Source organism: Haloferula sp., assembly GCF_049672945.1.
In the GTDB taxonomy this organism is placed as follows: Bacteria; Verrucomicrobiota; Verrucomicrobiia; order Verrucomicrobiales; family Akkermansiaceae; genus Haloferula.
Genome location: NZ_JBATWY010000046.1, coordinates 1 through 14,134 on the forward strand (window position 1 = coordinate 1; position 14,134 = coordinate 14,134).

General features: G+C 59.0%; 13 protein-coding genes. 6 read left to right on the top strand and 7 right to left on the bottom strand.

The window, feature by feature from the left end; translation table 11 throughout:
* The coding region (locus WBG04_RS03900) for a FumA C-terminus/TtdB family hydratase beta subunit (protein WP_424313067.1) at positions 1-741 on the top strand (741 nt) is incomplete at its 5' end.
* Positions 742-751: 10 nt separating this feature from the next.
* Here WBG04_RS03900 and WBG04_RS03905 read toward each other — a convergent pair.
* From WBG04_RS03905 to WBG04_RS03930, 6 genes are all read right to left on the bottom strand, one after another.
* The gene (locus WBG04_RS03905; RefSeq protein WP_424313068.1) at positions 752-1,477 is read right to left on the bottom strand and encodes a DUF502 domain-containing protein; all 726 of its coding nucleotides are present in this window, start codon (positions 1,475-1,477) and stop codon (positions 752-754) included.
* 25 nt (positions 1,478-1,502) lie between these two features.
* Positions 1,503-4,046, bottom strand: coding sequence for an ATP-dependent Clp protease ATP-binding subunit (locus WBG04_RS03910; RefSeq protein ID WP_424313069.1), 2,544 nt, complete (start codon positions 4,044-4,046; stop codon positions 1,503-1,505).
* Positions 4,043-5,170, bottom strand: coding sequence for a protein arginine kinase (locus tag WBG04_RS03915; RefSeq protein ID WP_424313070.1), 1,128 nt, complete (start codon positions 5,168-5,170; stop codon positions 4,043-4,045). The genes WBG04_RS03910 and WBG04_RS03915 overlap by 4 nt, the downstream gene beginning before the upstream one ends.
* 4 nt (positions 5,171-5,174) lie before the next feature.
* Positions 5,175-5,693: a UvrB/UvrC motif-containing protein gene (locus WBG04_RS03920; RefSeq protein ID WP_424313071.1), complete on the bottom strand. Its 519-nt coding sequence runs from the start codon at positions 5,691-5,693 to the stop codon at positions 5,175-5,177.
* A 68-nt stretch (positions 5,694-5,761) separates the two neighbouring features.
* Positions 5,762-6,631 (bottom strand): branched-chain-amino-acid transaminase, encoded by an 870-nt coding sequence (gene ilvE / locus WBG04_RS03925; protein WP_424313072.1) that lies wholly within the window; start codon positions 6,629-6,631, stop codon positions 5,762-5,764.
* Between the two features lie 64 nt (positions 6,632-6,695).
* Positions 6,696-7,274, bottom strand: coding sequence for a hypothetical protein (locus tag WBG04_RS03930; protein WP_424313073.1), 579 nt, complete (start codon positions 7,272-7,274; stop codon positions 6,696-6,698).
* Between the two features lie 30 nt (positions 7,275-7,304).
* On the opposite strand from WBG04_RS03930, the gene WBG04_RS03935 reads away from it, so the two are divergent.
* Entirely contained in the window at positions 7,305-7,889 is a 585-nt protein-coding gene (locus tag WBG04_RS03935; protein ID WP_424313074.1) for a 5-formyltetrahydrofolate cyclo-ligase, read from the top strand.
* Here the strand turns inward: WBG04_RS03935 and WBG04_RS03940 are convergent.
* Positions 7,886-8,266, bottom strand: coding sequence for a Co(2+)/Mg(2+) efflux protein ApaG (locus WBG04_RS03940; RefSeq protein ID WP_424313075.1), 381 nt, complete (start codon positions 8,264-8,266; stop codon positions 7,886-7,888). The genes WBG04_RS03935 and WBG04_RS03940 overlap by 4 nt on opposite strands.
* Before the next feature lie 84 nt (positions 8,267-8,350).
* On the opposite strand from WBG04_RS03940, the gene thiD reads away from it, so the two are divergent.
* From thiD to WBG04_RS03960, 4 genes are all read left to right on the top strand, one after another.
* Positions 8,351-9,172, top strand: coding sequence for a bifunctional hydroxymethylpyrimidine kinase/phosphomethylpyrimidine kinase (gene thiD / locus WBG04_RS03945; protein WP_424313076.1), 822 nt, complete (start codon positions 8,351-8,353; stop codon positions 9,170-9,172).
* Between the two features lie 37 nt (positions 9,173-9,209).
* Entirely contained in the window at positions 9,210-9,704 is a 495-nt protein-coding gene (coaD, locus tag WBG04_RS03950) for a pantetheine-phosphate adenylyltransferase (protein ID WP_424313077.1), read from the top strand.
* A 73-nt stretch (positions 9,705-9,777) separates the two neighbouring features.
* Positions 9,778-11,586, top strand: a complete 1,809-nt coding sequence (locus tag WBG04_RS03955; RefSeq protein ID WP_424313078.1) for a Na/Pi cotransporter family protein — start codon at positions 9,778-9,780, stop codon at positions 11,584-11,586.
* A gap of 62 nt (positions 11,587-11,648) precedes the next feature.
* Positions 11,649-14,006, top strand: a complete 2,358-nt coding sequence (locus tag WBG04_RS03960) for an SLC13 family permease (RefSeq protein ID WP_424313079.1) — start codon at positions 11,649-11,651, stop codon at positions 14,004-14,006.
* Positions 14,007-14,134 lie beyond the last annotated feature (128 nt).

Sequence of the window (14,134 nt, forward strand, 5' to 3'; positions counted from 1 at the left end):
CGGGTGATCCGCCTGCCACGGCATGGTGCCTCGTGCCCGGTCGGTCTCGCCGTGTCCTGCTCCGCTGACCGTCAGGCCAAAGCCAAGATCACCAAGGACGGTATTTTCCTCGAAAAACTCGAGGCTAACCCCGGACAATACATCCCGGAAAAATATCGCGACTGGAAATTCAGTGGCGTCGAAATCGATCTCGACCAAGGCATGGAAGCCACGCTGGCCACGCTTTCAAAGTACCCGGTCACTACCGCCCTCGCTCTCACCGGCACCATCATCGTCGCCCGGGATGCCGCGCACGCGAAGCTCAAGGAACGGCTTGAAGAGACCGGCGAGCTTCCCGACTACATCAAAAAGTACCCCGTCTATTATGCGGGTCCCGCCAAGACACCCGAAGGCTATGCTTCCGGTTCGTTCGGACCGACAACCGCCGGCCGCATGGACGGCTACGTCGATCTCTTCCAAGCTGCAGGTGGCTCGATGGTGATGCTCGCCAAAGGTAACCGCTCCCAGCAAGTCACGGACGCCTGCAAGAAACACGGCGGCTTCTACCTCGGTTCCGCGGGTGGCCCGGCGGCCCTGCTGGCCAAGGAACACATCAAATCTCAGGAGGTCGTCGAATTTCCCGAACTCGGCATGGAAGCCGTTTGGAAAATTACGGTCGAGAACTTCCCGGCCTTCATTCTGATCGACAACAAGGGCAACGACTTCTTCACCAACCTCAGCCCCTGCCCGGTGCACGGCTAATGTCGTGAGCTTATGGAGTGCTTCCCGAAGTGGTACTCGCAGTTTGCGCAACCGACATCGGGGAGACGAGCCCGGCGGAAATGATCAACTTGCTGGCTTCCTCAAGGGTCATGTTGCACTTGGTGACCTTCTCGTCGTCAACGATGACCACGAAGCCAGTCAGCGGGTTTGGCGAAGTCGGCATGAAAACAGCCGTCACATCCTTGCCGGTTTGAGGATCAAAATAGTTGGCCGTGACGAAGCCGAGCAGCCGACATCCCGGGCTCGGATACTCGATGTAGGCCACCCCTTTGAACTTCCGTTCGCCGCCGAGGCCTTTCAATGCGTCGACGAGTTGCTTGATGGATGAATAGACGAAACCCAGAATCGGCAGGGCATCGATGCGGCGTTCAATCCAAGCCAATGCCCGCCGGCCAGGCCGGTTGGTGACAGCGAACCCGACCCCGAAGACGATCAGGACCGGCAGCAATGCCTGAATCAGATTGGCCCCCGGAAACTCAAATGCCCAGGCATCGAGCGCGGTCGGCTTGACCCCGCGAACGAAGTTCAGGAGACGAAACAGACCGTCGATGATGTTGTCCCCGGCATTACGGAGAATCCGGTAGAGGACGACGAGCAGCCAGACGGTCACCATCACCGGCAGGGCGGAAACCACCCCTGCCAGCAAGGTGCTGAATGCCTTTGTCAGCCGTGGATGCGAGCCCGTGCTGGAAGTCTTGCTCGAACTCTCTTCCATGAGTGTCAACCCCTAAGGAAAAACATCATACCTTCGCCTCGTCAGCTTCCGCATCGTTTTTCTCGGGCTGGTCCTCGATCAACTCGAAGATCAGCTCCTCTTTCCCTTCCGGGCAAACGACTCGTGCCGAGTCTCCATTCTTCACATCGCCACGAAGCAGTGCTTCCGCGAGCGGATCCTCGAGATAGCGTTCGACCGCACGGCGCATTGGGCGCGCTCCGTAATTCGGATCGTAACCCTTGGTGACGAGCAAATTGCGCGCCGTGGCATCGAGGTCGAGAGTGATTTCCTTTTCGCGAAGCCGCTTCAGCAACTTGTCGATTTCAAGATCCACGATTCTATCGAGATCCCTCTTCTCCAGCATGTGGAAGACCACGAGCTCGTCGAGGCGATTGAGAAACTCAGGTTTGTAGTAGCGCTTCGACTCCTCGAGGATCTTCTCCTTCATGCCCTCGAAGTCGGAATCATCCGCCTGCATGGCGCCGAAACCAAGCGCGGTCTGGCGCTTGATGGTCGAGGCGCCGACGTTCGAAGTCATGATGATGATCGTATTGCGGAAGTCGATCTTGCGGCCAAGGGAATCGGTGACCATGCCTTCCTCCAGAATCTGAAGCAGCAGGTTCATCACGTCCGGATGGGCCTTCTCGATCTCGTCGAAAAGGACGACCGAATAGGGCCGACGACGGACGGCTTCCGAAAGCTGCCCGCCCTCTTCGTGTCCGACGTATCCAGGAGGTGATCCGATCAGGCGGCTGGAGGTGAACTTCTCCATGTACTCGGACATGTCGATCTGGATGAGCGACTCCGGATCACCGAACATGAACTCCGCGAGGTTGCGTGCCAGGTAGGTCTTACCGACCCCTGTCGGTCCGAGGAACAGGAAGGAACCGATCGGACGCCGTGGATCCTTGAGATCGGCACGGGAACGGCGCAGGGCCTTTGAAATGGCGGTCACCGCTTCGTTCTGACCGATCACCCGGTCCTGAAGCTCGGACTCCATCTTGAGAAGCTTGGCGGCTTCCTTCTGTTCCATCCGCTGAAGGGGCACGCCAGTCCACTTGGAAACGACTCCCATGATTTCTTCTTCCCCAACATCGACGATGGTCTCTTCAGAATTCGAACGCCACTCGTTGAGGGTGTCTTCGAGTTGCCTTTTTGCGTTCTTTTCCTGATCGCGAAGGGCCGCTGCCTTTTCAAAATCCTGTTCGCCGATCGCAGCAATCTTGTCGTGATTGATCTTCTCGATATTCACCTCGAGCTCCTTGATCGACGGAGGTCGGGTCATCTGGCCGATGCGGGCCCGAGCGCCCGCTTCGTCCAGCACGTCAATCGCCTTGTCTGGAAGATAGCGTCCCGTGAGATAGCGTGAAGTCAAACGAACCGAAGCCTCGATCGCCTCCGGCGAAAACTTGGCCTTGTGGTGGGACTCATACTTGTCCTGCAGACCCTTGAGAATTTCGATGGCGTCTTCAATCGAAGGTTCCTCCACCTTGACCTGCTGGAAGCGCCTTTCGAGCGCGGCATCCTTCTCGATGTACTTGCGGTACTCGTTGAGAGTTGTCGCACCGACCACCTGAAGCTCGGATCGGGAAAGCGCCGGCTTGATGATGTTCGAGGCATCCATCGCACCTTCCGCCGAACCCGCACCGACGATGGTGTGAAGCTCGTCGATGAAGAGAATCACGTTCTTCACCTTCTTGATCTCATCCATCACCGCCTTGATTCGCTCCTCAAACTGACCCCGGTATTTGGTTCCGGCGACCATGAGGGCGAGGTCGAGAGTGATCACCTTCTTGTCGCGCAGTAGTTCCGGCACGTTACCGCTGGCAATCTCCTGCGCGAGACCTTCAACGATGGCCGTCTTGCCGACGCCAGCTTCACCGATCAACACCGGATTGTTCTTGGTCCGACGACAGAGAATCTGGATCACGCGCTCGATCTCGGACTCGCGACCGATCACAGGATCCAGTTCATCCTCTTTCGCCAGCTTGGTCAGATCCCGGCCGAAGGCGCGCAGTGCTGGCGTCTTGGTCTTGCCCTCGGATTCTCCACCAGCCTCAGCTCCCTGACCTTCATCTTCGAAGACTCCCAAGTCGTCGTCGTCATCATCGTCATCCTCGTCTTCAGGACTAAAGTTGGGATCAATCTCGGCGAGGATTTCGTTGCGGGTGCGCTGAATGTCCACCTCCATGCGACGCAGCACCCTGGCCGCCACGCCCTCTCCTTCACGGAGCAGGCCGAGCAGGATGTGCTCGGTGCCGACATAGCTGTGGTTGAGCGCCTTCGCTTCCTTGTTGGCCAGAGCCAGCACTTTTTTCACCCTTGGGGTGTAAGGAATGCTTCCGGAAACCTTTTGTCCGGTTCCCGTGCCGACTTCCTTTTCGACTTCCATCCGGACCGTTTCGAGATCCAAGCCCATCCGCTCGAGGACATTGACGGCCACGCCTTGACCCAGCTTGATCAGACCGAGAAGAAGATGCTCGGTGCCAACGTAGCTGTGATTGAAGCGATCAGCCTCCTTGCGGGCGAGGGCGAGAACCTGTTGAGCTCTTGGAGTAAAATTGTTCATGCGATTCCGAGGTCGGGTGAGGAGTCGTTGTCTCCCCCACTGTTGTTGATAGAACGAATATCAGGGGCTTTGAGGCTTTGCAACCGGGAGCGGACGATTTCCGCCCGAATGGTGTCGCGTTCTTCCGGTGCCAGCTTGCGTCCGCTGTGCATCTGAAGGTGCGCGGGTTGGATTTCCATCAGAAGCTCGTCGCACTGTGCCACCGTGTCATGGGAAAAGATTCCCAAATCCCCACCCAGCCGCAGCAAGGACAAACGATTCAGCGCTTCTTTCGAGTCGATGATCCAGGCATTGCGTAAAACACCGTAAGCCCGGCCAATCTTATCGCAGACCATGTCCGGGTCGTCCTCAACCAGCTTGCCACGCGCATTGCGTTCATGCATCGCCACTTGCGAAATCACCCGCTCAAGACGCCGCAGGATGCTTTCCTCACTTTCACCAAGCGTCGACTGATTCGAAATCTGGAACAAATTCCCGAGCGACTCGGTTCCCTCACCGAAGATGCCCCGCACTGCGAGTCCGATCTTGTTGACGGCCTGCAGCACCTGGCCGATCTGATCGCTCAAGACCAAGGCGGGCAAGTGAAGCATCGCCGACCCGCGCAGGCCCGTTCCCAGATTCGTCGGACAGGTCGTTAAGTAACCCAGTTCCTGATCAAAAGCGTATTCGAGTTGGTCGGCGAGTTGATCATCCACCTCCGAGAGCGCCTCGTAGGCAGACATCAATTCAAGGCCTGGCCGAATCGACTGCATCCGCAAGTGATCCTCCTCGTTGAGCATGATCGCGATGGATTGTCGCCGCTCGATCACCGCCGCACTTCCCTCACCACGCGCTGCATGCTCGCGACTGATGAGATGGCGTTCCACCATCACTTGCTTCTGCACCGAGCTGAGCGAATCGAGTTCCTGCGAGAAGGGTTCCTTCATGCAGCTCAGTCCTTCGACCGCGGGTCGCATCTGTTCGAGCGCTTCGGCCCGTTGATTCTTCTTCGCCCACCCCGGAAAGGGAACACCTGCCAGATTTCGAGCAAGACGGATGCGTGAAGTGAGGACGATCGCATTATCCGCTCCTTCGCCCGTCATCCAGTCGGCCGGGTGCTTGATCAGTGTGGAAAAACGCATCATGACTTCAGTCGGTTTGTGCCGCCTCCGTCTCCAATTGCCGGATTTCGTCGCGAAGGCCGGCTGCTTCCTCATAGTGCTCGGAGGTCACGGCCTGATCCAGGCGCGCGCGCAAATCTTCGAGTCGAAGATTGCGCTGATGCATCTCCATCAATCCGTCAGGCACTTTGCCGCAATGGATCGGACCCTTGTGCATGCCGCGCACCATCTGATTCACCTCGTCGCGGAAGGTCTCGTAGCAGACTCCACAGCCGAAACGACGCACCTTCTTCAAATCCGCCATCGTGAATCCGCACTGCGGACAACTGCGTGAGGATCCGGCGGTGGGAACCGGCGCGAGGGAGGCGACCGACCCCGAGGATTCCGAGGTCCCGCCCAGCAGCATGTCTGCGAGCGCGAACCCGGTTGGATCCGTCACTCCCTTCTGCTGCGCACATTCATTGCACAGGGCGACCTTCTTCACTTTCCCACCCACAAGTTGGGTGAGGTGAACCTTCGCCGGTTTGCCGCAGTTGTCGCACTCCATTACCTGGAGACAGCCTAAGAGCCTTCCTGCAAATTGCGAAACGAAAACCGTTCGGAAATGCGAAATTCTCAATCAATTGAAGCCCCAGTGCTGCCCACAAGCTCGTGGAAAGCGGTAATGAAGCGCTGAGTGACGGATCCCGGCCTGCCATCACCGATGTCCCGGCGATCCAAACTCTTCACTGGAATCACTTCAGCAGCGGTCCCCGTGAGAAAACACTCATCCGCCGTGTAGATGTCGTAACGCGTCATCGCGCGCTCATCCACCGGCACCTCCAGTTGCTCGGCCAGCTCCAGAATCACCCGGCGGGTAATCCCATCCAAGGCCCCGTCCGAAACTCGCGGCGTAATCAAGCGCCCTTCCTTGATCAGGAAAATATTGTCGCCCGTGCACTCGGCAACGTAGCCCTGCTCATTGAGCATCACGCCTTCCAAGGCACCTGCTTGAATCGCCTCCACCTTGGCCATCACGTTGTTCAGGTAGTTCAGCGACTTCACCTGAGGCATCAATGCCGCAGGAGCGGGACGACGTGTCGCACAGGTAATCAAGGTCAGACCATTGTCGTAATGCTCCTGAGGGTAGAGTTTGATCGTCGATGCGATGATGAACATGCTCGGCGTTTCGCAAAGATACGGGCTCAATCCCAGACCGCCCGTCCCACGCGTCACGACCAGCCGAATGTAACCGTCATCCAGGCCGTTGGCGCGCACCGTATCGATGGTGTATTGGCAGACTTCTTCCATCGTCCAAGGCAGGTTCAGCACGATCGCTTTGGCCGAATCGAACAAGCGCTTGATGTGCTCCTCCAAACGAAAGATCCTCCGATTGTAAAAACGGATCCCTTCAAAGACGCCATCGCCGTAAAGCACGCCGTGATCAAACACCGAGATCTTTGCCTCGGACTCCTCCACCAATTTACCGTCCAGCCAGATTTTCATGAATCGTGAGCGCGGAGCGTAGTGCCCGCTTTCCCACTGGCAAGCGTCCCTTTTCAACACGCCATCAAGGCAGGTCCACAGGATCGACCACTGCCGAGGGTTTGACATCCGTCAATTCCGACCAATCGATGCGGCCGAAGTCGAGCCGCTGAAGCTCGCAGGCGTAAACGGCCTCCTCGTTCTTCGGATCAAACTCCGCAGCAAGCTCAGTGAAAACCCGGGCTAGAAACAGATTTTCATCACCCCCCTGCTGTCGAAGGATCTGACTGCGGGTGAACAAGAGCTTGGCCAGTACTTCCGAGCTGTACTCGCTTGGCAGCACCGCCGGCACCACTCCCCGCTCCAGCTGATACTTCGCGACGAGCGCCCGCTTGTTCCTTGGCGAAAGATGAATCGATAGCGCAATCAAGCGGCGGGCGACCTCAAGCGAAGCAACGGAAGCCTTCGACCTCGCGACGCCATTGGTCGCATACACCACCAGGTTCGTGGCATATTCCTCTTTCTCGCGGTCAAGCATGCCGAGGGCGTCAGAAAACACACCCGCGCCCGTCCGCGGCGCTTTCCAAGCGAACGCAGCCCGCTGCTCTTCGGCGGAAACCCCGAGAGCCAGCATCAGAAGCACCACTTGCCACAATCGAATCACTGCCGATATGCTTCCGCCCGAAGAGTGGCAATGCAAGAGACAAGTCCCGACCCACAGGCTGGCAAGGCCGAATGGAGAAGCTGGCTGCGGCAGATCACCGACCGGAAAACTCCGCCTCGGCAACAATCCGCGGCCATCTGCGAAACGCTGAGCAGGCGACTTGCCAAGACCCCCCCCTGCCGCATCGCTTCCTTTGCGGCGCTTCCCGATGAACCCTCCCTGCTGGAGCTGATCCACTCCTTTCCCCAGCATCGCTGGTCGCTCCCCCGGGTCGTCGGCAGCGATCTGGTGTTTCACGAAGTCGACCATCCCGAGCAACTTCGAAGCGGCGCGTTCAGCATCGCCGAACCACTTTCCGACCGGCCCATCCTCCCCACCCATCGGATCGATATTTTTCTCTGTCCCGGTCTCGGATTCGACCGACGTGGCATCCGTCTCGGCCGCGGCAAGGGCTTCTATGACCGCGCCCTCGCTCATGCCAAACCCGAAGCCGAGCGCATCGGCATCACCTTCAGCGAGCAGCTCGTCGACCGACTCCCCTCAGACGCGCACGACATCCCGATGACGCTCGTCATCTCGGGCTCAGGGGAGATGATGGACCTGAATCGGCCCTAAACCCAACCCGGCACGCTCAGTTGAAACGCCGGGATCCTGGCACAAACCCACTCACCCGAGTCCGTCCTGCCAAAGAACGCTCCCTCAGCCACCGCATCCGCAGCAGTGACATGGTAGCTGTTGTAGGAAAAATCCTCCCCCGGTTCGAGCACTGGCTTCTGACCGACCACCCCATCACCCTCGACCACCGTCATCTCCGACCCTTCCCTCACGACCCACTTGCGACCCTGAATTTTGACCCGCTGCCCGGAGTTGTTCTTGATCGAAATGAAATAAACAAAGGGATGCGGTTTGTCGGCCGGGGCATCGAGACTCGGCATGTAGATCACATCATCCACCTGCACGGAAAGCCCCTCAAGCTCGGTAATCGTCGACATTCGGCTTATTGAAGCCAACTCGCCGCGAATGCCAAACCCCAAATTCAACGTTTTCCGACAGCATTTTTGGCTTAGCTTTCGCTCATGATTCCCATCGCCCTCACCATCGCCGGTTCTGACTGCTCTGCCGGAGCTGGTCTCCAGGCGGATCTCAAGACTTTCCAGCACTTCCGCAGCTACGGACTCACCGCCGCCACCTGCGTCGTCGCTGAGACCCCCACGACCGTCCTTTCGATCCACCCCGTCCCCCCGGCGATCCTGCAGGATCAGGTCAAACTCCTGCTCGACAGCTACCCCATCGCGGCGATCAAGACCGGCATGCTTTTCTCAAAAGCACACGTCGTCGCCGTCAGCGAAATCATCTCCAAACACCCCACCATTCCCCTGGTGGTCGATCCTGTGATGGTGGCCTCGAGCGGAGAATCCCTGCTGAAAAAGGATGCCGTCGAGGCCTACATCGACCGCCTCCTGCCGCTTGCCACTCTGATCACGCCCAATCTCGATGAAGCCGAAGTCCTGATCGGTCACCCAGTGCGCGATGAAGATGCGATCGAAAAGGCCGCACGCGCTCTCTCATTGCTGTTTAAAACCTCAATCCTTCTGAAAGGGGGTCACCTGAATACCCCGGAGTGCGCCGACCTCCTCGACCAACAGGATACCTTCAAATGGTTCCGCAGCCCGCGCATCGACACCCCGGCCTCGCATGGCACCGGGTGCACGCTGTCCGCCGCCATCGCCGCCCGCCTCGCCCATGGGGACGACCTTGCGACCGCTGTTGGACACGCCAAAAGCTACCTTTCCCGGACGCTCTCCGAAGCTCTAACACTCGGAAAACTCAATCATCTCAACCAAGGGACCTCATTCACCCACTCGACGAGGGACCCTCAGGCTTCTCTGGATTCTTGACTCTGGACTCCGGACTCCGAAGCCCTAGCATCCTCGAATGCGCACCGCGGTTTATGCCGGTTCCTTCGACCCCCCGACCACCGGTCATCTGTGGATGATCGAGCAAGGCCTGGAACTTTTCGACCGTCTGATCGTCGCCATCGGCAACAACCCGTCGAAAACCTACACCTACTCGGTCGAACGTCGTCTTGAACTGCTGCGCGCCTCCGTTCCCTCCTGCGAACGATTGACCATCGCTCACTTCGACAACCGTTATCTCGTCGACTATGCCCGGGACTGCGATGCCCAGTTCATCCTTCGCGGGATCAGAGCCCCCGATGATTACGAATACGAAAGGGTCATGCGCCACATCAACGCCGATCTGGCCCCCCGAATAACCACCACCTTCCTGATGCCCCCGCGGGATATCGCTGAAGTCTCCTCAAGCATGGTCAAAAGCCTGATTGGCCCCCTCGGCTGGCAGGATACCGTCCGCCGCTACGTCCCCGCGCCTGTGTTCAAAGCCCTCGCCGAGGAAATTGACCACGATTAAGGGCGACCCGACGCCCAAACGACCCTTTTTGCTCGCACGACGGGCGCGAATGTGACGATTTCGTCACCAACCCATGACGCTTCTAGCAGCTGCCTCGCCCGAGTCCTCGTTTTCGCTGATTGCCCTGATTACAGGCCTGCTCCAAGTCTTGGGATCCCTCGGTGTTTTCCTCTACGGGATGAAGGTCATGTCGGAGGGCGTCCAGCGGGTCGCCGGTGCCAGGATGCGCAAAGCTCTATCAAGCATCACCGGCAACCGTTTCAGCGGCATTCTCACCGGCTTTTTTACCACCACCCTCGTCCAGTCCTCATCGGCGACGACCGTTCTGGTCGTTTCATTCGTCAATGCCGGCCTGCTCACCTTGGTTCAATCGATTGGAGTCATCATGGGAGCCAACCTTGGCACGACAATTACCGCCTGGATCGTCGCCATCGTCGGCAAATTCAGCATCGCCAAAATCGCACTACCACTCATCGGCATCGGACTTCCATTTTTATTCATCGGAAAAGACAAAGCCAAGAGTTGGGGTGAAGTGCTGCTCGGTTTCGGCCTCGTCTTCTTCGGCCTCGGTTTGCTGAAGGACTCGGTGCCCGACCTGAGGGTGATGATGAAGGAAGATCCCGGCACCGCCGCAATGATTGAAGGCATCGTGACCTTCCTCGGCGGACGAGGCTTCCTCTCGGTCATCCTCTACATGATCGGCGGCATCGTCCTGACCCTGATGGTCCAGTCGTCCTCGGCCGCCATGGCCATCACCATCACCTGCGCCCTGAACGGCTGGCTCGGCGACGTGTCCGAACCCCTCAACGTCTTTCGCAACTCCGCGGCCATCGTGCTCGGCGAGAACATCGGCACCACCGTCACCGCCTGGCTCGCTTCACTCGGGGCAAATCTCAATGCCAAACGAGCCGCCCGGGCCCACTTCACCTTCAACGTCATCGGCGTCCTGTGGATGCTGGTCGCCTTCGTCCCCTTCACCGCTCTTTCATGGAAGCTGGCCGGCATGCTCCCCGACTGGCTCCGCTCCGCCAAGGACGATTTCTCCACTTCGGACATTGCCTTTGCCACCGCCATTTTCCACTCGGCGTTCAACTTCGCGAACATCTGTCTCGTGGTCGCCTTCGTCCCCCAGATCACACGCTTTGTCGAGTGGTGGGTCCGAGACAAATCACCCGACTCTAACAAGACCCAGGTCCGATACATTTCCCAAGGGCTCGTCGACATGGGAGAACTCAATCTTGCCGAAGCCGAGACCGCCATCAGGCAGATGAGCGATCGGACTTCCCAGATGTTCGACGGCTTCGTCAACGTCCTCAACCATCCCGACAAGGACCTTTCCAATGAAGTTGCGAGACTCAAGGAAATGGAGGACGAGTGCGACCAACTCCTTCACGACATCACCTCCTACCTGATTCAATGCTCCTCTCACGAGATCGGCCCCAGCAACGCCGCACGGATCACGTCGATGCTCCGCATGGTCACCGAACACGAGGAAGCAACGGACCGGATCTACCGCCTCGTGAAAACCGTTCAGAAGAAGTACGAGAAAGGTAGGAACTTCTCCGAGGAACAACACCGCGAACTCTCCGCCATCTGCCTCCAGGTGCGTGCCATTCTCGACCTTTGTGCCAACTCCCTTTCGGGCGTCTCCGGTGAGATGATTGAGAACGCCAACCAGCTCGAAAACCGCATCGACAAGCTCCGCAAGCAGCACAACAAAGGAGCCATCAAACGCATGCAGGCCGGCGGCGAAGTCCCCACCGAAATGCTCTACACCGAGACCAACAACCACCTCGAGGCGGTCGGCAACCATGCCCTCAACATCATCCAGTCCGCAGAACGCCGGTCGGATACCGGCGTTGGTGCCCGGGCCGACTACTGACACTCCCCCTCGTTCTTGATTGCCCCCACGGCGATTGCAGTGCTGGATGATCGGTACTTCGAATGACTTGGGAAATCGCCGCCGTTCTCGCCATCCTCGCTGTCGCGCTGGTCTTCTTCGTGACCGAGAAACTGCCGATGGACGTCGTGGCATTGCTTGTCCTCGGCACCCTCGCCGTCAGTGGCCTGGTAACCCTCGAAGAAGCCCTCGCCGGCTTCAGCAATCCAGCGGTTGTCACGGTCTGGGCGATGTTCATCCTCAGTGCCGGCCTGAGCGCCACGGGAGTGGCCGACTTCATCGGCCGCCAGGTGCTCAAACTCGTCGGCTCCGGGGAAGTCCGCATCATCATCGTCATCATGCTGACCACAGGTGTGCTCTCGGCTTTCATGAACAACATCGGCGTCGCCGCACTGATGCTCCCGGTGGTGATGGACATCGCCCGCAAGACGCAGACTTCTCCCTCGCGGCTGCTGATGCCAATGGCCTACTCCTCATTGCTCGGCGGACTCACCACACTCGTCGGAACGCCCCCGAACCTCGTCGCTTCGGGTGTCCTCCAGCAAGCAGGCTACCAAGGCTTCTCCCTGTTCGAATTCGCCCCCATTGGCGTTCCCGCCATGGTCATCGGAACGCTGTTCGTTGCCCTGATCGGACGTCATCTGCTGCCTTCGGAAATGCCGGAATCAATGAAGCCCTCGTCTAACAAGCGTAAGCTGCAATTCAGCTACGAGCTCGACGAACGCCGCTTCAAACTGAAAGTCGCCGCCGACTCCCCGCTCCACAAGCGCCCGCTCCGGGACTGTGGCTTGGCACAATCCCTCGGCCTGAACGTCCTCGCCATTCAGCGCGGCTCCGAAACCTTGGAAGAAGTCGACGGTTCCACCCCGATCCACTCCGGCGACACCTTGCTCGTCCAGGGAAGACCCGGCGACTTCCGCGAACTCCTTCGCCTTCAGGCATTCGAAATGGCAAGCGGCCAGGAAATCTTCGAGATCCTCTCGTCGGATAAGATCGCCGTGGTCAAGGCCACGCTTGCGAACGAATCGCCACTGGTTGGTCTCACCGTCGGAGAAAGCAATTTCCGCCGGCGTTTCGGCGTTCATATTCTCGAAATCAACCGCCCCACCCGCACCCACCGCAAATCGCTCGCCGACCTTCGTCTGCGAGCCGGCGAGTCCTTACTCCTGCAAGGCCGACGCGCTGCTGCCGAAGCGCTCAAGGACTGCTCCGATTTCAGCCAGCTCGATTTCATCACCGAACAAAGCCTCGATGAGCTTCGTAATAACTCGGACTCGCTGGTCGAATTGGTGATTCCAGAAGATTCCCAACTCCCCGGGTCGAGTATTGCGGAAAGCGGCCTCGGCAACCGCTTGTCACTCGACATCATCGGCATCGCCCGCAAAGGAGGATCAATCTACTACCCCGATCCCGACGAGAAGTTCCGGCCCGGGGATCGACTACTCACCCTTTGCGAAGCCGAAACCTTCGAACTCCTACGCTCCATCCAAAGCCTCGAATTCGTCGACGAATCGGAAGCTCCGTCGGAACTCAACGACGACCGCAGCGGACTCGCCGAAGCCACCCTATCGCCGGGCAGCAGCTTGGTCGGCAAAACCGTCCGCGAACTCGACTTCCGCCAGCACTACGGACTCATCGTCCGCGCCATCTGGCGCAAGGGCCGCGCCTACCGCACCCACCTGCATCGCATCAAACTTGAGTTCGGCGACGCGCTGTTACTGGTCGGACCACGCGAAAAGGTCGAAGCACTCGCAGACGACCCGGACTTCATCCTGCTCAGCCGCACTGCCTACAAGGAAACCGCCCGCAACGCCCCATGGCTTGCCGGCATCGCCGCCGTCCTGATGCTTGCCGTGGTGGCTTCCGTCCTGTCCGGCTGGCTTCCGATTGCCATCGCCGCCGTTTCCGCCGGGGCGCTGATGGTCGCGCTTCGTTGCCTCACCATGGACGACGCCTACCGGGCCATCGAATGGAAATCCGTCTTCCTCATCGCCGGCATGATCCCCCTCGGCACCGCCATGCAAACCACCGGAGCCGCCAGCTGGCTGGCGCAAGGAGTCACCGCCATGGCCGCGCCCTTCGGCATCTGGGGACTGATGATTGCCCTCTACCTCCTCACCATGCTCGCCACCACCATCGTCCCGACCACCGCCCTGGTCCTGATCATGGCCCCGATCGCGATCGAAGCTTCCACCGGCATGAACCTCGACCCGAAGCTTCTCATCATGGCCGTGGCGATGGCCGCATCCGCCAGCTTCACCAGTCCCATTTCCCACCCCGCCAATGTGCTCGTCATGGGCCCCGGCGGTTACCGCTTCACCGACTACGTCCGCATGGGCGCGGTCCTCGCCTTGGTCGTGATGATCACCGTGCTCCCGCTGGTCATGTGGAAATACGGCTGAGCATGGATAGAGGTAGGAACGGCGCATTGGTTTGCGCCGCTCCCCCCTCCGAACCGGACAGGCGGATCTCCCGCATCCGGCTCTCCAGTCAGTGGTTTGCTCCGTTACGGAGACTGGTGACTTCAGCA